Here is a 17,221-nt window from a genome sequence, read left to right as displayed (position 1 = left end):
AAGAACGATAATGACATTGCCAACTCGCGCGATACGAAAGGCACTAAGCTCATCTCTTCAGGTCAGCGATCAATGGCAGCTTGCTGCATTGTACAGCGTCATGCCGGTTTCCTCCAATATGACGCAGGAGTGGCCGGGATCGCCCTGCGGCGCGGGTACGCCCTTCTGAATTCGAAACATAACCAGGTGTGCGCCGTGCAAGCCGGCGGGGAATCGAATGTTCTTACGGACCAAAAATTCCCGCGGGCCGGTTCGGGTGATAGCACCTTCCTGTTCAAGCTGACTCAGGCCATGCTCACCGCGAGATCAGGCGGGAGCGTAGAGCACTCTCAGTCACCGATGATTACCGAGGAACGGGCGATGATGGGGAGACTTTACACCTGTCGCCCGCTTCCAGATACAGGAACGCATGGACGGCTCTTATTTCCGCACAGACACTATTTGGGTGGCTGCAATTCGCCCTTTAACCAGCCTACCGCTTGATCTGTTTTAAGCGGATCGGGTCGATCGCAGTCGAAACATTGGAACGTGCGCGGCCCATTGCCGCCCGGCGGCAATGCCAAGATCAGATGAGCCCCACAGTGGGGACAGGATGGTCTTTCGGCTTGACCCATAGCGGCTAAATTCTGCCGCTGGTCGCGGATTTCGTCAATTTCAAACTAAGGCCAATTGTCGGTCGCAAGGCCTAAGCAAAGTTTTCCAAACTTGGTGCATCGCCGTGTCGAAGACGGCGGGGATCCGAAACGACATCGCCCGGCTCCGGTCATCCTGAAAAGTAATTGGGGCAACTATCAAGAACGCACGCCCTCCTCGGGGCGGGCTTTTCGCTGCCTATCCGCATTGGCGTCAGTTGCCGATCGGTATTTCGCAATAAAGTGCTCTAGGACGAAAAGACGTATTGTCGATGTAAGATTGCCTCGAACCCGGTCCCGATCAATTCGCCTGGTGAGGTCTGTCGGCGAGATACGTTTTTCGCTCGCGATCTCTTTCAACGCCTCCCAAAAGGCGTCCTCAAGGCTGATACTCGTCGACGTCCCGTCGGGTCTGGTAAACGACTGCTTTCGTGGTGTTGTGGGCCTCTTCAGCTCGGGCATGTTGAAGTTCCTTCGCGCAAGCAGCAAAAAGCCGCCCGGGCATGACACCGGGCGGCTCTTGCGGCTGCCGGTCCCCATAGTCGTCCGGTGCCACCGCACTCTTATAGGCTGATCCAGCATGGTTAACGAAAGGTTTACGATGCCGATCTGGGCCCATTGTAACCAACTTGGAACTGGCTGAAAGCATGCGCATTTCCTCTGCCGGAGGACGCGTATGCCCAAATATTACTTCCCCATTGTCGACGGTACGAAGCTTGTAGATCCGGTGGGACTGGAGCTCCAAAATGAAGAGCAGGCAAAGCGGCAGGCCGAGCTAATAGCCAAGTACGTGGCGCTGACCGGCGCTAAGCCCCGCCACATCGTTGTGGAAGACGACGAAGGGACAGAAATTCACAAAGAGCCGGTGAAGCCGGAAAGCCCCATTCGATGACCCCCGTTGCATCTCCGGATCCCTTCGCTGTGGTCTATGTTAAAAACAGCTTCTGTGGCACGGCAAGGTGCTGAGAGTGGTAGGCTCCCTAAAAGGCCTCCCGCGTAAACGGACCTGCGTCTCTATGAGCTCCGCCCATGCAGAATTCTAATTCCCGCTCAAGGATCCCGCCAATCGCTGTGCTGGCCGCTTGGATCGTCGCCGTCGCGGCTGCTGGTATTTTTCTGGTGCGCTTATAGCCTCGCGCTTCTCGGCTACCCCGAACCGACCCATCGGCGCCGGCGCTCCACCCGAGATTCAACCTCAGCGGACTCGACTTTTGTTCTTCTTATGTTCTAATTGAGGGCATGAGCGATAGACCCGCAAGCTGGCGCATGCCGACGCCAAAACAGATGGAAAGGCTGGCCGCCAAGCCCGGTCGACCGGCTGAGGCACCTATCCCGGCGCCCGGCCCCGCGGACGATCTCCCGGAGGCGTATTGGGACTCCATCGTCCGGGACCCTCGCGGTCAGATCCGCACCGGCGTCCCTATTCAGCAGCGACGCCTATCCGAGATTCCGCGCCATGTGCTGCGAGTGTCCTGCCGTCGCTGTGATCGGATCGTGGAGATTCAGACCGTGGATGCAGTGCGCGTGTACGGCGCCCACGCGGTCTGGAAAGACGTCGGGATGAAGCTGCTCGATGACGGCTGCAGAGAACGGACAGGACGCCTCGAGGAGGACGGTTGCTGGCCGTCATTTGAGACAACCTAGCGCTTTTGTTTTTTTCATTTTTTGACCGCCATGCTTGGACGTCCATATGGCTCCGAAATATCACCCCACGCCCCTATCCGGCGGTGACCGAAAAGCTCTCAGAAAGGAGCTGACGAAGGCACGCGGAGTGACGCTAATGCTTGCGCGCCAGTCGGACGACTTGCGCGCGAAGGGTGAGGCGCTGATCCGGGAAGCCGATAGGCTGTCCTGCGAAAGCTGGAACGAACGCATGTGGGCGGACGGCGAGCCGGTCGACCCGTCACCGACCGTCGACCAGGCGCTCAATGGCGGTTTCCCGTGGCTCGAGATTGAATGTTCAAGATGCCGGGCCAAGCGCGATGTCAGCCTGGCGGAGCTGCCGCACGTCAACACGACATGCATTCACGATCTCGCCACCCGCCTGCGCTGTCAGCGATGTGCGAAAGGCGGCAAGCGCCCACTCGCGACATTGCTGCAGTTGGCACCCGGACAACGGCACGCGCCGGAGGGGCTGTGATGAGCGAACTTACCCGCCATCGCGCCGACGCCCCACTTGAGACGTGGATAATCCGCTACGGCGACGTAGATGTCGGCACCATCGCTCAGCAAGACTGGGATCCGAACCCGGAGAGGTCCGGTATCTGGAAATGGTCTTGCGGCTTCTACCCGCTCCATCGCGATGAATGTTTCAGAGGCCAAGCGCTCGACTTCGAAAATGCCCGCGCCGGCTTCGATGCCGCATGGAAGGTGTTCCTGCCGAGGCGCACCGAGGCGGAGTTCGAGGCCTCGCGCCGTGAGAAACAGTGGACCGCCAACAAATACGCGCTATGGGATGCTGGATATCGGAACAACAGAGGTCCAATCCAGTGCGCATGTGGCGCGATGTTCAATCCGGGCATCCACGAAGAAACCATGGGACATATCGAACACATCACCGGAAAGCCTGCGGGAATGTAATGGCCAGGAGCGCCGCATGTGCAATCTCTACTCGATGACGAAAAACCAGGACGCCATACGCCGGCTGTTTAATTTCGACGTCGACAGCACGGGCAACCTGCCCGCTATGCCGGGCATCTTCCCGGACTATCCGGCACCCATCGTGCGCAACAATGCCAGCGGCACTGAATTGGCGCTGGCGCGCTGGGGCATGCCTTCGTCTCAGTTCGCGCAGATGCAGGCGGCGAAGAAGCGCGCCGCCAAGCTCCATGACAAGGGCATGCAGATCGACTTCAAGGAACTGCTGCGGATGGAGCCGGACAGCGGAACGACGAACATACGTAATCTCGACAGCAAGCACTGGAGGCGATGGCTCGGTGTTGAATCCCGATGCCTGGTGCCCTTCACGTCCTTCAGCGAGTTCAACAAAGCTGAGGGTGGCGACATATGGTATGCGTTCGACGAGACCCGGCCTCTGGCATTCTTCGCGGGAATCTGGACGAACTGGACGTCGGTTCGGAAGGTCAAAGAGGGCGAGACGTCCAACGACATCTTCGCCTTTCTCACCACCGAACCGAACGTCGAAGTCGGCGCAATCCACCCGAAAGCAATGCCCGTTATCCTGACGAAGCCCGAAGAACTGCAAGCCTGGATGAATGCGCCGACGGAAGAGGCGACGAAGCTACAGCGCCCTCTCCCCGACGGCGCACTTAAAATTATCGCTCGCGGAAAAAAGAAAGACGAAGCGCCTACCATATGAATAAGCAGTTCGAGCAATTCGTCAAAGACCGCCCCTACGCCAGGCCAGAAGCAGCCGCAGCACGTCTATGGGAGATCGCAAAGGCCATCGGAGCAGACCGGAGAGGCATGATCCCGGTCGGTGCATGGAACGCGACCTTTCTCAATCGGGACAAGGCTAATGCGGCCGAATACGCTCTTGGCCGGGATCATCTAATCGCAGCCGGCCTCATCGAGATGCACGGCAGCGGCGGCTACATCCTGTGGGGACCGAACTGCGACCTGGCAGACCGCACCGAGATGGGCGAAGAATTTAAGCTCCCGGCCGCCTCGCTAGGGCTTCAGCGCTGAGGGCGCGCCGGCGCCGCTCGCCGACGGCATTATCAAAATGCACGAGTGCGGCGGGTTTCTTTATGTGGAAAAACCAAACGCCCGAAGGTGAACTTCCCGGCACAGATCAACCGCAGGACGCCTAGTTTACTCTTGCTGTGCTTTGAAGGCTTGGTCGGGAGGCGCGCGGGTGCCAGAATCGCGCAAGATCAGCGCGCCTCCGAGCACTAGAAGAAGAAATACGGCGGCGATTACATATGGTCTTTGCCGCATGGGACACCCTGACCGCGGTTAATTTGGCTTTGCGGGCAATTTACCAAGGTCTTTTTCAGTCATAGGCGCATCGGCCGGTTTAACTTGTCCCGCCTCCTGCTCCTTTGCCGTCTGCGCGTGTTGCATATTCATGCCAACAAACGTTACGACGATTATCATCGCGACAATCGCCGCAGCGATAGCGGCGAACTTCCCTGCTCCGCGCGGTGGCGGCGTTGGCTGACCTGTCGGCATCGAACTTTCCGTTTCAGATTAAGTCGAACACCTCCGCTCGCACGATGTTCCGCCCATTTGTGCTGCGTTACGCCGCAGGGCTGATTGCTGGTTGCGGAACGACACCGGCCGCCGATCATTGAGGCCCTTGAAAAGGAGGCTCACATGGCAAACGAAATGCATACCGACGGCCGGGACCTGCGCAGCGGCACCTACGATCCCAATACCTCCGCGGGGAAACAGCAACCTCATCAAGTGAAAGACGCCACGACGGCCCATGAGGCCGCACAGCATGGCGCAGATGTCAGAAGCCAGCCACTGCCGGGCTCTGACGACCCCATCCCGGAAGAGCTGCTTCGCGAGCGCAAGGGGCCGCTCAATTCACACACTGGCCGCCGGCCTGCAGATTGATGAGGGACCCATGAAGTTTTTCAAACCGAATGACGATGGGAACGAGCCTGCCCCGCTGATACTAGTCGGAATAGCCTTAGTTCCCCTACTCGGTGTGCTTGGATGGGTCTTTGGGTTGTTTGGCTGAGCCGTCGGTCTAAGCCAAACAACCGTAGCTCTGCTCATCGCCTTCGCGTCTGCTTATAATGGTTTAGTGCAAAAATTCGCAGAGCAGACGACAGGTTTGCTCTATCGCGGCCTTCAGCGATGACATTGATAAGCTCGGTCAGTCGCTGTTCACGTTCAGCAGCGATCTCCTTGATCGACTCCCAGAACTGATCCTCCAGACTTACGCTGGTCTTGTGTCCATCAATCATGACCGACCGCTTACGGATTGTACCCGCCGAGCCGTGGCGACTTCCCACTTACTTTTTCTCCCGCCTAACGCCCTTAAACTTCTTAGCCACTGTTGTCTTCTTAGCGGTCTTCTTTTTTGCAGCCGCGGCTTTCTTCGGGGCGGCCTTCTTCGCTTTCTTGATCGCCATGAATTCGCCGGTCGTCTTGTCCCGCTTCGTCCAGGTGGTTGCATCACCCATCGTCGTCTTGGTCTGACTGCGTTTTTTCACCGCGCCTTTGCGGGCGTTATCGCCGGTTGGTTTGTTGGTAGCCATTCGTTTTCCTCTCGAGCACCGCAATACCGCGGCCACGGAAAAACGAGAATGCGATCAACAAGTTCCAAGTCGCCGCGGAACGAATCACCTGTGACTAGCTTGAATCGACCGTCAGTTGCGTTGGAGTACCGGTATGCGTCAGTCCCGTTGGACACCCTCTATTGTGCCGAATGTTAGCGATCAGAACGTCTATTTCGTTCTGGACTGCTTCGAGCGATCGGGGTGCGCATGGCGCGAGCCTGACATCGGTCAGACTGACTTAGAGACAGTCATCCACGATCTGATGTCTGGGCAGTACAATGATCCACAACGGGTTGTTCCCTTCAACACCTTCGAGCATTGGGCCGACGACGTTTCAGAGGATGTTGCGCGCGAGATCCGGCGCCGCGCTGACGCTGCCCATCAAGACCTGAGCTCCTCGATCGAAGACTTCGTGGTGCGTCACGCCGGCCGAGAGCGCCAGTTGAATTTGAGGCTCGCATGACCGATCCCCGTGCCGTCCGCTATCGTCGTCTTGCCCTAGCGGAAAAGGATCCGGAAAAGGCTCGCCTGTTCCGCTTGCTCGCTGACGAAGCCGAGCAAGGCATTCTATGCGTGTCGCAGCGGAAGGTGAGAGGTCCCGCCCAGCAGGCCACTCCAGTGCCTGAAGCTCCCAGGCCGTAAGATGCCCTATCCTAAACCAAAAGTCCCGGAAGGTGGCGTGAAAGCGGCCTTCCCTGGATTCGTCGCGCCCGCGCTAGCGTCTTCGATCGGCAAGGTGCCGTCGGGTGACCGCTGGATCCATGAAGTGAAGTTCGACGGCTATCGCGTGCAGTTGCACATCGCCAACGAGGGCATCCATATCTACACGCGCCGCGGCCATGACTGGACCGATCGCTTCAAGAAGGTCGCGACTGATGCTTGGCATCTGAAAACCAAGTCGGCAATCATCGACGGTGAAGTCGTTGTCCCGGCCGAGGATGGCACAACGGATTTTGCTGTCCTGCAGAAAGTGCTGCGCGCCGGCCGCCCCTCCGACATGCTGGTGATGTATGCCTTCGACCTCTTGTATTTAAACGGCTACGACCTGCGGAAAGCGCCGCTGGTGACGCGAAAGGCCGAGTTGGAGAAGGTGCTCAAGGGCAGCGATATTCTGCTCAGCCAGAGCTTCGATATCGACGGCGCGCACATGCTTAAGACCGCGTGCGAGATGGGCTTGGAAGGTGTGGTCTCGAAGCGACGCGATAGCCGCTACACATCCGACCGGACCGACGCCTGGGTCAAGATGACATGCCGACAGCGCGAGACGCTGCAGATCGTCGGCTTCGCTCTGAAGGAGAACCGCTTCGACGGACTCTACGTCGGACGCCAAGATGGCGACCAACTGATCTATGCGGGCAAAGTCGATCACGGCTTTACGCCCGGCACGGTGACCGATGTTCGTAAGCGCCTCGCCCCCTTGGTGCAAAAGGCTCAAGCCTACAGCCAGAAGATCAAGAAGCCTAATGCCGTCTGGGTAAAGCCATCCCTGCTGGCGGAGATAGAGTATCGAGCGAAGTCAGCCGAGGGAAAACTTCGCCATCCGGTGTTCAAGGGATTCCGGGAGGATTTGTGATGCGTGACATCGACATCATCATGAAGGCGATGCACGACGCTCAAGCACTGCTGGGCACATACATCGAGCCCGGCAAACGCGATCCAGAGGCTGTCTTGCAGAGCATGCTCGAGATACTGGACCGGGAAGACGTCATCGCTGCTCAGGACCGGTTGAGCAAAGGGTATGGGCGCCTGAAAGTTGTACAATAACGTAGACGAAAGGGAGAGACGCGTGGCTAAGAAAGCAAAGAAAACCGCAAAAAAGGCGTCAGCCGCAGGACCTCGCCGCGATTAGACCGAAGCCGAGCTGAAAAACATGAAGACGCTGGTGAAGCAGAATACCCCGACCCGACTGATCGCAATGAAATTGAAGCGGACTGTTACCTCGGTGCAAGGCAAGGCGACCCGTGAAGGCATATCGCTCGCGCCGACAAACCGAAGCCCGAGGGATTAAGCGGGGACAAAAAAGCCCCGCGGCTGGCGGACGGCTTTTCAATGTGGTGGTGCCGGTTCGATGACATCGCCGGCCGATTAAGCTGGTAGCCGACGGCATCAACGAGATGCACGAATGCGGCGGTTGTTTAGGCGGACCGCGCCGAAGTCTTGCCTGAAGAGCCCTCCAGAGACGGCGCGGATAGGCGATTAATACCTGCCGTGGGACAGGGCGTCGCCCAATTTCTCTCTACCCCATCCGGATCTAAGCGCCTCAAAGATAAATGCATCTCGTGCGCCCTAATCATGACCGCCGCTCGCGTCCGGCCGATCGCTTTGGCGATGTCTTCGGGCGGCCGGTTTCCGGCCAATGCTCGGAGCATTGCTGTTTCCTCGTCAGTCCAACGGCGGTGGATCATCGCCATCGTTCCCTCCTAATCTCGACCTAATAGTTCTGTCTCATGCAATTGCTAGACCAATAGGCGAAATCAGGTGTGCAAACGCGCAATGGTGGTCGCCTCCTCGTAGCGGTCAATACGATCCTGCGTGAAACTAACCGTTTGCCCAAATTGGTAGGCTGCTTAGTTACGCATTCGAGCTGGAGCATTCGCCACGGTCCCGCGACTGCCGTTGGGGGCGACAACGATCGGCGATTTCCGTTCCTGGTCGCGTAAGTTCTCAGCAAATGAGAAACCGCTTGAGTAACTATTCAGCGCGCATTCATTAGACTGATCTAAACCGCTTATTGGACGCATAGTCTGGCAAGTAGGTGAGGAAAGCATGTCCTTTGACCCGATGGCCGCAGTAGTAGATTGGCTCGACGCTTATCGCTCCGGCGACCTGGAAAGTATTCTCGGTCTCTATTCCGACATTGCGACCATCGAGTGTGGTTGCGGCGGCGCGACGACAATAAACGGCCGCGAGGCTTTGCGGGCATATTGGGAGCAGCGCCTGAGAGATGCGCCGGCGGCGAGCTTGAACGATCTCCAGCCGGCGCGTGATGGTGTAGCCGTCACCTACGTCTGCCACGGCTCCAACGTCCGCGCGGACTTTGAATTTGATGCTGCCGGACAGATCTTCTTCCAGACATGCGGACCATCGAACTAAGCTTTAGTGATCCGGCGAGGGTCATCACAGTTACTCGAATATCAAAATAGCCGCCTTGGCATGACCGGCGGCGCCCTAAACTGTTTTCGCGTCGAGCACACCGTAGGTGTTAGCTTGGCACTCTCTTTATCAAGAGCTCGATTATTCAGAAGCCGCCGAGCGATTGCAATTGCTGAGACCGCGACAATCGCGCCAGCAAGGGCGTCGCAAGCATAATGAGCCCCTTCTGTGATTGTACTAGCAAACATTATTCCGTTGGCTGCAAAGGAAAGAGGGAATACCCACCTCACGTTTTTCAAGGTCCAAGGGACCATGACAGCCACGACTGCGTGAAAAGAGGGAAATCCTAACAACCCGCCTAATTTTCCGGGGATAATCGCGGGATCGTCCGATCTCAAAAGCATCAGATGTTCAACAGGGGTCGCGCCGGAAAACTGCAACGTCTGAAAAATCGTGACATCGATTGACGCAAAATGGCTGGCGGCCGGTAGTACCGTGGCGATGACGATCGTCAAAAGCAGGGCAATTGACACACCAAGCAAATAAATTCGCAGATCTTCAATCCGGCGGAGGAAGGAGAGAACAACGACTGGTGCCGCTAACTGATAGCTGATGGTGCCGTAAGAAAAATTCAAAATCGCATTTATAGTCTGATGTCGATCGACCCATAGTGCTAGCGACATCCATTCGATACCCAAAGCACGGTCGACGGCGACAAACATCGCGTCTTGCAAAGGAAAACTAAAACGTTGGGTTACGTAAGTGGTCATTGCTCCGTAGATGCATACGGTGACAAGAAATAGAATGCCGTAGACCATCATCATCAGCGTTTTGATCACTCGGCTCTCCGGGTGGAAGCGGCAAGCAAGGTCGAGCAATATAACCCCGGCAACCGAGACCAATAGGTTTGGGGGCGCCAGAAAGACTACTTCGTTCAAATACGATGCTGCGGCGACAGCGACAGCGAAGACGAGCACTATGCCTAAGCTGTAGCCCGAAACTGGGCTCTCGCGTTTCTCAAGAAAGCACACGTTGGCCCCCCGGCCGAGTGAATGCTCAGCCTTGGCGCCAAGCTTATCTTGCGTCCGGGAAGTTGTACCTACGTACCGTTTACGTTTCGTTTCCAGGTTGAGTGAAAGCCGACATAAAATCCAGCGGCGATCGGCTAGCTGATCTCTCAGGAACCGTTCATATGGGCGCCGGGCAACTTTACAGAGACGAACAGGCCGGGTCGGGTCTCGTCGCCCTCTTGGGCCTCGGTGGCTACTGGACGGTGACGCGCGCTATGCCGCCCATACCAATTGCGTTGGCTGCTGCTCGAGTCAGGTCGATGCAGCGGCCCTTGATAAACGGACCGCGGTCATTGATCCGCACCCTCACCGATCGACCGTTGGCCGTGTTCGTCACTGTGACGTAGCTGCCGAAGCGCCTGGTGCGGTGCGCGGCCGTCAGAGTGTAGGTGTTGAACCGCTCGCCTGAGGCTGTCCTGCGGCCGTGGTAGCCAGCGCCGATGCCATACTGGCTGGCGATGCAGGTTTCTTGGTCATGGTGACGTTGATCGAGACGACGCCTTCAAGGAAGTTCTGGGCAGACGCAGGCGTGACGAAGAGAGCGCACAGCAACGCTGCCGCTGAGGGGCCGATCGTCATGGATTTTCCTTTTGGTGATGCAGGCTGTTGAGGACTGAAGCTTGACCTCAGAAGCCTCGCTTTGGTTGGCCCGGCGGTAGAGCGACCTATCGCCGGGCGCTCAAAAGGAACGATGCACGTTCGCTTTTCTTACTTGAGGAGCCGGATCACTCGTTCCTCCAAGGTCGTCAAAATCCGGTCAGGCCCGACTGCATTGCCCCCAGCGCCGTCGGGCCGCTTTCATTTGCGCCGATGCGGATGCTCGCGGCGGGCTTCGAAGGCCAGTCCTAAGGCAACCGACTAGTCGTACCCGCCCCCTGCAGCGTAGCATCCTCACTCGCCTTGAGTCGCGACACGAATGGAACCTGACGAGGCTCTAGACAAATCCGCTGCGGCTCTGTTGGATAGTTGAGTAATCACACTTTGGGAGAAATTGGCGTTGCCAAAATTTCTACCAGCAAGCGGCATGGAACGCGATTTTCTGGAAGTAGTGAAGTATATTATGACCGCCATGAAAGCTTTCATCGTCGGGGCTCTTATCTTTTTCGCCGTCCTGATATTTAGCGGATCCCTTCTCAGAGCGACGACCTTGGCGTTCATTTGCGTAGTTCTGTCGTGCTTCGCTACATGGCGTCGATACCTTGAGCCCCTTTCGTTTGCTGCTTTCATAGCCGCCGCGATTTTCTGGTGCCAACCCGACGTCTTAGCTTCGGCCAAAGTTGCAATTTGTGGATCAACCTAGCGCCCGCTAGCCTAAGATCGTTCGCAACATCAACTTTGGTGAGACCGCAGCGAAAGATCGGGAAGCTCATATGAAATTGATATTTGCGCTAGTCTGCATCGGATTGCTTGGCATTCCCCTGTCCGGTTGCGGTAACGAGCCACCGAAGAATGGCAGGGACGGTCGGGACGGCGTCAATGGTAAGGATGGAAAAGACGGAGCGCCCGGCCAAGACGGAACTATTTTCCGAGTCGTCGAGAAAGCTGGATCCGCTAACTGCGAGCCAAACGAAATCGCGATCAGCGCTCTCTGCATTCCCGTCGGAAGCAAAGGAACATCTGCTCTGCCTGTTTTCCAACCTCCGACTACGAACTCGGGCGCCGTCGTTATCAACTGTCCAAAGATGACCGCCAGGATCGTCTGTACGAAGTAAGTGCAACTAGTGTCATTCCCCTAATTGCTGCGGCGGAAGGAGAACTCCTCTTCGCGGCAAAACCTCCCAGCTGAGGATGCGCTACGGGCTTTTCAGAGAGAAGAGTACCGGCGGCGAGCGCGTAAGCACTAGTGACTAGTGCTGGTCACCGCGACTCACTTAACGAGAAAGTTGATATCTCGCGTGCCGCCTGTGATCGGCCATAGCCTCTGCAGCGGATTGCACACATAGATCGACGAAGTTCTATATTTGGCTGGCCCGGCCTCGACGCCTTGAGGAACCTTCACCGGCTGAACGAAGCGGTCTTCGCCAAGCGGAAGCCCAGCGTTCACGTTCAGATCTTCCAGCTCGTAGCGAGTGTTGAAGCGGTCGATGATGAAGCGGTCGATGGACACGGCGCACGAACGGTGCCGGCGCACAACATAATCGATCCTCAGTTCGGCGCCGGCTGCGACTACCGGCGTCACCGGCTCGGCCGCGATGATAATAGTCGGTATCTCCCGATCGATAACCCAGACCCCTGCCCCGCCGCCAACAGGATCGCGAAGAAGAACACGAGCCGATATGTCACCGTGCCTTGAGCCATGCCGACACTTTTCCCAAATGAGAACCATGCTGACGAAGACCCCGAAGAACGTAACCGCGCCCCACTTGCTAATGCGCCCGAGCAGTTGCAAAGCCACCACGAGCCGGATTTCCCTCCTGAAGATTAGCCACCTCCTCCGGCCGCGCCTCGGTCAGGAAGGTCAGCGTCTCGGGCTTCGCATGCGACAGAAAATTGTGAGCGCTTCGAACCGCGGGTCACCGAGGCGACGGAGGAATTCCAGCCCGTCGGCATTCATGTCGCCGATGATGTCCGCCAGGCTGAGCAGGTTCGCCACTCGCTGGTCGGTCAGCGTCGTCAGAAGCACGCGCTGGGGCTCGGTCAGGTGGACTGGCCTTGTGGTCATTTCCTGCCTTCTTCATTTCTCTCGCCCCGTGACGGCCCTGATGGTGGAAGCAACGACACCCTCCGGCGCCACGCCGGTGATTGCGGTCTGTTGTCGCGCGGTGTTGTCGCTGGCGACGTAGCCGAGCAGCGCAAAGAGGCCGGCGGTGAAGATGGCTGTGGAGTTGAACAAAGTGGCGAGCTGGTCGGGTGGCACGCCCTTGCCAAACATCGTGTATGCGATGGCCGCTACCTGCTCGACGCCATAGAGCAGCACCAGATATCCAAGGAGGTGCCACCAGTGCCACCACGGCACCTTGCCGGTTTCGGCACGGATCGTCTTGTTGATCTCGGAGATATTGGCCCGGTCGGTAAGCCCCTTCTCCTCAGCGAGTTTCGACAAATAGGCGTACCTCGCCTGAACATCGGTCTGTGCGTCCTCGAGCGCGGCCTTGGCCGTGTCTGGATCGGCGGCGATCGCCGTTTTGACGTCCTCCGGAGTTGCCGCTCCCGGCAGGTTCAAGGCCTTCTTGATGGCGCAGATCGCGTAAGCCGAAACGGGCCCCGGGATTCCAAGCGCGGTACCGAGGATTGGCAGACCGAAATCAACTGCCGTGCCGGCGATCCACGACCATTTTCCGAGATCGATAGCCATGTCAGGCCACCTTCTTCTTGGCGGTCGCCTTCGCCTTCTTCGGGGCACGCGTCCTTGCAGATGCCTTCTGGGCCTTGCGCGCGGCCGGCTTGGTAGCTTGCACGTCAGGGGCTGCCCACATTGCAGCCGGCGCAGGCAATGCTTCAGAAGCCGCCACGACGTCCGCAATGGCCTTGTCGTGGTAGGCGGGCTCAGCCGACTTGCGGGCTCGCCACCACCGCAGGCCGAAATACCCGGCGACACCGACGGCAACCAAGCCGATCAGCACCTCCGCATAGGCCCACCAAGGCCAGCCGGCATGCGCGCCGGCCGTGATCGTGGCCGACGTAGCCGCCAGCGCAAGAGCCCCGCCGCCCTGCTCGGCGGTCATAGGCGCTTTCTTGGCGTCCGGCGTTGCGGCAGTGATCGACGCCACGTTCTGGAGCCTGGCCAGGATCGGGTCGTTGCCGGCCATCAGGCTCTTGCGGTCAGCGAGGCCATTGGTCCCGCCGTTCCACGCCTTCACGCAGAAGGAAGTCGTTGGCGTCCGCAAACTTGTTCAGGACCTTCCAGGTCCGGCTGCAGGTCGAGACGCGATGCGACCTCCGGATTCGCGACGGCTGGCAGCCCTGTCAGCCGTTCCAGCGCCGCGTAGCCATCCCGGCCGGTCCATTGCGGGCCGCCTCGACCGATGTAGTTCGAGCCGTCCGACGAGCCCGGCCGGTTGCCCATCCGGCCGCCGTAGATGTCGTTGAAGGCCTTGATCTGCCATCCCTTGCCGGTGCCGTACTTGCGCTGGACATCGGCCGCACCGCCGGGGAACCGCTTCGGCCACACCGCCGCCATCCGAGCCGGCCTGTAGCTGATGTTTTCCGTCAGGTTCGGGATCGAGAACCCGCCGCACTCATGCTCGATGTTGGCGAAGAAATACGCCAGCCGGGTTTTCGTCGCGTTGATCCCCGCCTTGGTCAGCACGTCTTGCTTGGCCACGAACGCGTCGACCACCACCTGCGGGGCGCGCGGCAATATTCCGCGGACATCCGCGGCCGTCAGCCTGATGGGCATTGAGTGCATCTCCTATGGGAAATGGATCGCGGAACCGGGGTCGGTCGCGATTTCGAATTGGTTAACCAAGCAGAAGGGTTCGAGCTGCAGCTTCTAGAAAGCGGTCAGCACCTGACCTCGGTCGAAGACAGGCTGGAGTTCCTATGGACAGAGCCGCGGCAGCGCTGTTACCTACCCGTCATAGTTGTTTTTATTGGGGGTTCTATTTTGTCCCAATTTCCACCGATCGGCGATTTCGAACGCGAGCTTTGGTCTGACGCCAGCCGGCATATCCGGAACACGCTGAAAGCCTTCATTATCGGCGGCTTTCTCTTCTTCGCTGTATTGGTTTTCAGCGCGTCGATCTTGAAGGCGACCTTGATAGCTGTCCTTTGTTTGATCGCGTCAGCGTTCGCGACATGGCGGCGATACCTCGAGCCCGTTTCCTTCTGGGCCTTCGCTGCAGCGGCTGTCATCTGGTGCCAACCTGATTTGATCGCATCGGCCAAGGTACTCATGTCCGACACCAGGCTTCTCATCTTGCGATAGTGCGTGCCCACTTCGGTGGCCATACTGCCGCATCGTACCGTTGAGATGCGGGTCACGCGGACTTAAAGCCAGGCGGCCGACATGCTTATGACCACTACTGCGGCTCGCCTGGAATCGGATCACGCCTCACACATTCAGAGCATTGACGGCTTACGTGCGGTCGCTGTCTTCCTAGTCGTTATGTTCCATGCCGGCGCGCCGCATCTCGGAGGCGGCTACGTGGGTGTCGACGTCTTTTTCGTGATCTCCGGATTTGTCATCACGAGAAACATCACGCCATCGCTCGCTCGTGGTCGTTTTTCATATTTGTCGTTTATTTCCGGGCGATTCACGCGTCTCGCGCCCGCGCTCCTTTGCGTTATAACCGCAACACTTATCGCCGGAATCTTTGTGCTATCCCCTCGTCAAATCGAGGGCCTCGCCAAAGAAGCCGCATCGGCGTTGCTCGCAGCTTCGAACATCTACTTCTATCTTAATTCAGGATATTTCGACGGCGACGCAGCATCTAAGCCGCTGCTGCACACATGGTCACTTGGGGTCGAGGAACAATTCTACCTTCTATGGCCGCTGCTTCTGCTTGTAACGTTTAGATCGAAGCTTTCCGCCATAGCGACAATTTCGGTGCTCTCTGCGGTCTCATGTTTTGCGACTATTTTGCTGGCCGATAGCGCGACCAATGCAACCTTATATCTGATGCCATTCCGCGTGTATCAACTCGGCATTGGCGCCATCATCGCGCTAACTGGGCTGTCGATTCGCAACGCGGCAGGGTCAATCATCGCGACCACTGCCTTCGTGTGCATAATTGCTTCCGCAGTTTTGGTCGGACCAACCACGTCGGTTGCTTTATCGGGCATTGTCTCCGCTACGGCCACGGCCGCGCTCATTTCGACAGCGCGATCTGCCGCCGCTGAGCGGTGCTTGGGAAACCGATTTGTAACAGCAGTCGGAAGGCGAGCGTACTCGATTTACTTAGTCCATTGGCCCATTGTCGTATTAACGCGCGGCGAGATGCGGGTGCTTGATCCAAGCGCAACCATGGCTATCCTTGTCTTTGCGAGTTTCGCGCTGGGATTTATCCTTTACGCGATAGTGGAAACTCCGGTGAGGACATTGGCCCGGGCCTCCTCTTTCCAGAAGCAGAGACTCGCAATTTCCGCCACAGCGGCGTTCCTAATACTGGCTCTGTCTGCGTCCGTCACGCTGATTTCGGTGCGAGGTGTTGTCTTCCAGAGAGACCGGGACCTGACAAAGCTTGTCGACAAAATGTATTCCGAGCGTGGGGTGATCGGAAATGCCGCGGACTACGGCCGCTGCATCATGGCCACTAACGAAACGACATTTGACATGGACTCTTGCCTGGCAAGACCCCGAGGAGAGATCGGTTTACTGGGCGATAGCTACGGCATCGACACTATCGTAGCCCTGCGCGATAGGTTCAGCCCCAAGTTAGCGTTCGCTCACGCTAGCCTCCCGGGATGCCCGCCAATAATCCATCAAAGCAAGCGATTCAACATGCCTCCAAAATGCCTGGACTTCAACGCAAAGCGCTTCCGGCTGATTGAAGCAAATGGCTTCAAATCAGTTATCTTAGCATCCATGTGGCGCGATGAGTTTGCGCCAGAGGTTGCGGATACCGTGAAGTACCTGACGGCTAAAAACATCAGAGTTTATGTCGTAGGTGTTCGCAACGCGTTCGATAAGAACCCGGTAGACATTCTATTCGTAGGAGGAAGTGTCGAGAAGGCCAATGAACTGGCGCAATCTCATTTAGTGCCGCATCTCGAAGACCAAAACCGTTCCTTTGCAGCAATCGTCCAGAACGCAGGCGGAACCTACATAGACGTTCTGCCTAGTCAGTGCACACCCGGATGCAGGGCGACGGAGCTCGATGGCACCCTGCTTTACTCCGACCAGTCCCATCTTTCACGAGCAGGCATGGACGTTCTAGGCAGCGCTATATACGCAGGAACCCGCGGTGATTTCTGAACCAGCCGATCGGGCGTCCGGCGCGATGCCGTCTCCCCACACCAACTCGGTGGAATAGCCGACGCTCAGCTCGCGCTTCCCAGCGCGCACGGCATCGACCGCGTTCTTATCTGTGATCTTGAGCCCGATCTTTAGGCGCTGACCGTCGCGCAGCACCTCGTCGCCCCTGGTGCCGACCGCGTACTTCTTCCAATTAGCCGCGGTTACAGGCTCCGGCGAATGATCGACGCACAGCGGAATCTTCGAGAAGCTCTCCAGCGACCGCTTGGAGAAAACCTCCGCCTCGTCTCGGAACACGTTGACGAACAGCAGATCAGGCTTGCCAACTTCCCGACCGGCATAGGTCTGCACGCCGGTGCGCGCCGTGCGCTCGCT

General features: G+C 57.9%; 24 protein-coding genes and 1 pseudogene. 11 read left to right on the top strand and 14 right to left on the bottom strand.

Annotation, left to right across the window (positions count from 1 at the left end; all coding sequences use genetic code 11):
- Positions 1-791: 791 nt before the first annotated feature.
- Complete coding sequence (locus AB7828_RS03500; RefSeq protein ID WP_439068321.1) at positions 792-1,094, bottom strand: ribbon-helix-helix domain-containing protein; 303 nt, start codon at positions 1,092-1,094, stop codon at positions 792-794.
- A gap of 214 nt (positions 1,095-1,308) precedes the next feature.
- Between AB7828_RS03500 and AB7828_RS03495 the strand changes: the two genes are divergently transcribed.
- From AB7828_RS03495 to AB7828_RS03475, 5 genes are all read left to right on the top strand, one after another.
- Positions 1,309-1,524, top strand: coding sequence for a DUF6894 family protein (locus tag AB7828_RS03495; protein ID WP_439076998.1), 216 nt, complete (start codon positions 1,309-1,311; stop codon positions 1,522-1,524).
- A gap of 798 nt (positions 1,525-2,322) precedes the next feature.
- Positions 2,323-2,772: a hypothetical protein gene (locus AB7828_RS03490; RefSeq protein ID WP_441229406.1), complete on the top strand. Its 450-nt coding sequence runs from the start codon at positions 2,323-2,325 to the stop codon at positions 2,770-2,772.
- Entirely contained in the window at positions 2,772-3,212 is a 441-nt protein-coding gene (locus AB7828_RS03485) for a hypothetical protein (protein ID WP_441229405.1), read from the top strand. Before AB7828_RS03490 ends, AB7828_RS03485 begins: the two co-directional genes overlap by 1 nt.
- Positions 3,213-3,228: 16 nt before the next feature.
- A complete protein-coding gene (locus tag AB7828_RS03480) occupies positions 3,229-3,951 on the top strand; it encodes an SOS response-associated peptidase (protein ID WP_441229404.1) in 723 nt (240 codons plus the stop codon).
- Positions 3,948-4,280, top strand: a complete 333-nt coding sequence (locus AB7828_RS03475) for a hypothetical protein (protein WP_441229403.1) — start codon at positions 3,948-3,950, stop codon at positions 4,278-4,280. Before AB7828_RS03480 ends, AB7828_RS03475 begins: the two co-directional genes overlap by 4 nt.
- 270 nt (positions 4,281-4,550) lie before the next feature.
- Here the strand turns inward: AB7828_RS03475 and AB7828_RS03470 are convergent, their stop codons facing one another.
- Positions 4,551-4,766, bottom strand: a complete 216-nt coding sequence (locus tag AB7828_RS03470) for a hypothetical protein (protein WP_441229402.1) — start codon at positions 4,764-4,766, stop codon at positions 4,551-4,553.
- A 144-nt stretch (positions 4,767-4,910) separates the two neighbouring features.
- Here AB7828_RS03470 and AB7828_RS03465 point away from each other — a divergent pair, with 144 nt between their 5' ends.
- A complete protein-coding gene (locus tag AB7828_RS03465) occupies positions 4,911-5,156 on the top strand; it encodes a hypothetical protein (protein ID WP_441229401.1) in 246 nt (81 codons plus the stop codon).
- A gap of 161 nt (positions 5,157-5,317) precedes the next feature.
- Here AB7828_RS03465 and AB7828_RS03460 read toward each other — a convergent pair whose 3' ends face one another.
- Both AB7828_RS03460 and AB7828_RS03455 read right to left on the bottom strand, forming a co-directional pair.
- Positions 5,318-5,560, bottom strand: a complete 243-nt coding sequence (locus tag AB7828_RS03460) for a ribbon-helix-helix domain-containing protein (RefSeq protein ID WP_309943231.1) — start codon at positions 5,558-5,560, stop codon at positions 5,318-5,320.
- Positions 5,561-5,806: a hypothetical protein gene (locus AB7828_RS03455; RefSeq protein ID WP_441229400.1), complete on the bottom strand. Its 246-nt coding sequence runs from the start codon at positions 5,804-5,806 to the stop codon at positions 5,561-5,563. It lies immediately after the preceding gene.
- A 133-nt stretch (positions 5,807-5,939) separates the two neighbouring features.
- On the opposite strand from AB7828_RS03455, the gene AB7828_RS03450 reads away from it, so the two are divergent.
- The 4 genes from AB7828_RS03450 (at position 5,940) to AB7828_RS03435 (ending at position 8,920) form a co-directional block, all read left to right on the top strand.
- A complete protein-coding gene (locus AB7828_RS03450) occupies positions 5,940-6,290 on the top strand; it encodes a hypothetical protein (RefSeq protein WP_441229399.1) in 351 nt (116 codons plus the stop codon).
- 180 nt (positions 6,291-6,470) lie between these two features.
- Positions 6,471-7,400, top strand: a complete 930-nt coding sequence (ligD, locus tag AB7828_RS03445) for a non-homologous end-joining DNA ligase (protein ID WP_441229398.1) — start codon at positions 6,471-6,473, stop codon at positions 7,398-7,400.
- Complete coding sequence (locus AB7828_RS03440) at positions 7,400-7,591, top strand: hypothetical protein (protein ID WP_441229397.1); 192 nt, start codon at positions 7,400-7,402, stop codon at positions 7,589-7,591. Before ligD ends, AB7828_RS03440 begins: the two co-directional genes overlap by 1 nt.
- 1,002 nt (positions 7,592-8,593) lie before the next feature.
- The gene (locus AB7828_RS03435; RefSeq protein WP_441229396.1) at positions 8,594-8,920 is read left to right on the top strand and encodes a nuclear transport factor 2 family protein; all 327 of its coding nucleotides are present in this window, start codon (positions 8,594-8,596) and stop codon (positions 8,918-8,920) included.
- Positions 8,921-8,961: 41 nt separating this feature from the next.
- Here AB7828_RS03435 and AB7828_RS03430 read toward each other — a convergent pair whose 3' ends face one another.
- The 9 genes from AB7828_RS03430 to AB7828_RS03390 all read right to left on the bottom strand — a co-directional run bounded on the left by AB7828_RS03430 (position 8,962) and on the right by AB7828_RS03390 (position 14,880).
- Positions 8,962-9,759 (bottom strand): phosphatase PAP2 family protein, encoded by a 798-nt coding sequence (locus tag AB7828_RS03430; RefSeq protein WP_441229395.1) that lies wholly within the window; start codon positions 9,757-9,759, stop codon positions 8,962-8,964.
- Between the two features lie 424 nt (positions 9,760-10,183).
- Entirely contained in the window at positions 10,184-10,450 is a 267-nt protein-coding gene (locus AB7828_RS03425) for a septal ring lytic transglycosylase RlpA family protein (protein ID WP_441232191.1), read from the bottom strand.
- The gene (locus AB7828_RS03420) at positions 10,369-10,569 is read right to left on the bottom strand and encodes a hypothetical protein (RefSeq protein WP_441229394.1); all 201 of its coding nucleotides are present in this window, start codon (positions 10,567-10,569) and stop codon (positions 10,369-10,371) included. The genes AB7828_RS03425 and AB7828_RS03420 overlap by 82 nt, the downstream gene beginning before the upstream one ends.
- A gap of 1,288 nt (positions 10,570-11,857) precedes the next feature.
- Positions 11,858-12,385, bottom strand: a complete 528-nt coding sequence (locus tag AB7828_RS03415; RefSeq protein WP_441229393.1) for a hypothetical protein — start codon at positions 12,383-12,385, stop codon at positions 11,858-11,860.
- A gap of 63 nt (positions 12,386-12,448) precedes the next feature.
- Positions 12,449-12,652 (bottom strand): hypothetical protein, encoded by a 204-nt coding sequence (locus AB7828_RS03410; RefSeq protein WP_441229392.1) that lies wholly within the window; start codon positions 12,650-12,652, stop codon positions 12,449-12,451.
- A gap of 12 nt (positions 12,653-12,664) precedes the next feature.
- Positions 12,665-13,285 (bottom strand): hypothetical protein, encoded by a 621-nt coding sequence (locus tag AB7828_RS03405; RefSeq protein ID WP_441229391.1) that lies wholly within the window; start codon positions 13,283-13,285, stop codon positions 12,665-12,667.
- 1 nt (position 13,286) lies between these two features.
- The gene (locus tag AB7828_RS03400) at positions 13,287-13,790 is read right to left on the bottom strand and encodes a hypothetical protein (protein ID WP_441229390.1); all 504 of its coding nucleotides are present in this window, start codon (positions 13,788-13,790) and stop codon (positions 13,287-13,289) included.
- On the bottom strand, positions 13,787-14,329 hold the full coding sequence (locus tag AB7828_RS03395; RefSeq protein ID WP_441229389.1) for a hypothetical protein: 543 nt from the start codon (positions 14,327-14,329) through the stop codon (positions 13,787-13,789). Before AB7828_RS03395 ends, AB7828_RS03400 begins: the two co-directional genes overlap by 4 nt.
- A gap of 167 nt (positions 14,330-14,496) precedes the next feature.
- Positions 14,497-14,880 (bottom strand): hypothetical protein, encoded by a 384-nt coding sequence (locus AB7828_RS03390; protein WP_441229388.1) that lies wholly within the window; start codon positions 14,878-14,880, stop codon positions 14,497-14,499.
- A 58-nt stretch (positions 14,881-14,938) separates the two neighbouring features.
- On the opposite strand from AB7828_RS03390, the gene AB7828_RS03385 reads away from it, so the two are divergent.
- Positions 14,939-16,846: an acyltransferase family protein gene (locus AB7828_RS03385; protein WP_441229387.1), complete on the top strand. Its 1,908-nt coding sequence runs from the start codon at positions 14,939-14,941 to the stop codon at positions 16,844-16,846.
- Here AB7828_RS03385 and AB7828_RS03380 read toward each other — a convergent pair.
- A pseudogene (locus AB7828_RS03380) lies at positions 16,805-17,206 on the bottom strand (DUF2213 domain-containing protein); the annotation flags it as partial. The gene AB7828_RS03385 and the pseudogene AB7828_RS03380 sit on opposite strands and share 42 nt — an antisense overlap.
- Between the last annotated feature and the right edge of the window lie 15 nt (positions 17,207-17,221).

The sequence above is a fragment of the Tardiphaga sp. 215_C5_N2_1 genome (assembly GCF_052076055.1).
Classification (GTDB): Bacteria; Pseudomonadota; Alphaproteobacteria; order Rhizobiales; family Xanthobacteraceae; genus Tardiphaga; species Tardiphaga robiniae.
This window is presented reverse-complemented; position numbering and strand designations above follow the sequence as displayed.

Excerpts from the sequence above, each read along its gene's own strand:
- AB7828_RS03485 (WP_441229405.1), top strand. The coding sequence starts at position 2,772 with ATGAGCGAACTTACCCGCCATCGCGCCGACGCCCCACTTGAGACGTGG.
- AB7828_RS03495 (WP_439076998.1), top strand. The coding sequence starts at position 1,309 with ATGCCCAAATATTACTTCCCCATTGTCGACGGTACGAAGCTTGTAGAT.
- AB7828_RS03500 (WP_439068321.1), bottom strand. The coding sequence starts at position 1,094 with ATGCCCGAGCTGAAGAGGCCCACAACACCACGAAAGCAGTCGTTTACC.
- AB7828_RS03480 (WP_441229404.1), top strand. The coding sequence starts at position 3,229 with ATGTGCAATCTCTACTCGATGACGAAAAACCAGGACGCCATACGCCGG.
- AB7828_RS03385 (WP_441229387.1), top strand. The coding sequence starts at position 14,939 with ATGCTTATGACCACTACTGCGGCTCGCCTGGAATCGGATCACGCCTCA.
- ligD (WP_441229398.1), top strand. The coding sequence starts at position 6,471 with ATGCCCTATCCTAAACCAAAAGTCCCGGAAGGTGGCGTGAAAGCGGCC.
- AB7828_RS03475 (WP_441229403.1), top strand. The coding sequence starts at position 3,948 with ATGAATAAGCAGTTCGAGCAATTCGTCAAAGACCGCCCCTACGCCAGG.
- AB7828_RS03450 (WP_441229399.1), top strand. The coding sequence starts at position 5,940 with ATGCGTCAGTCCCGTTGGACACCCTCTATTGTGCCGAATGTTAGCGAT.
- AB7828_RS03470 (WP_441229402.1), bottom strand. The coding sequence starts at position 4,766 with ATGCCGACAGGTCAGCCAACGCCGCCACCGCGCGGAGCAGGGAAGTTC.
- AB7828_RS03410 (WP_441229392.1), bottom strand. The coding sequence starts at position 12,652 with ATGACCACAAGGCCAGTCCACCTGACCGAGCCCCAGCGCGTGCTTCTG.
- AB7828_RS03490 (WP_441229406.1), top strand. The coding sequence starts at position 2,323 with ATGGCTCCGAAATATCACCCCACGCCCCTATCCGGCGGTGACCGAAAA.
- AB7828_RS03395 (WP_441229389.1), bottom strand. The coding sequence starts at position 14,329 with ATGCCCATCAGGCTGACGGCCGCGGATGTCCGCGGAATATTGCCGCGC.
- AB7828_RS03465 (WP_441229401.1), top strand. The coding sequence starts at position 4,911 with ATGGCAAACGAAATGCATACCGACGGCCGGGACCTGCGCAGCGGCACC.
- AB7828_RS03420 (WP_441229394.1), bottom strand. The coding sequence starts at position 10,569 with ATGACGATCGGCCCCTCAGCGGCAGCGTTGCTGTGCGCTCTCTTCGTC.
- AB7828_RS03405 (WP_441229391.1), bottom strand. The coding sequence starts at position 13,285 with ATGGCTATCGATCTCGGAAAATGGTCGTGGATCGCCGGCACGGCAGTT.
- AB7828_RS03435 (WP_441229396.1), top strand. The coding sequence starts at position 8,594 with ATGTCCTTTGACCCGATGGCCGCAGTAGTAGATTGGCTCGACGCTTAT.
- AB7828_RS03455 (WP_441229400.1), bottom strand. The coding sequence starts at position 5,806 with ATGGCTACCAACAAACCAACCGGCGATAACGCCCGCAAAGGCGCGGTG.
- AB7828_RS03390 (WP_441229388.1), bottom strand. The coding sequence starts at position 14,880 with ATGGCCACCGAAGTGGGCACGCACTATCGCAAGATGAGAAGCCTGGTG.
- AB7828_RS03440 (WP_441229397.1), top strand. The coding sequence starts at position 7,400 with ATGCGTGACATCGACATCATCATGAAGGCGATGCACGACGCTCAAGCA.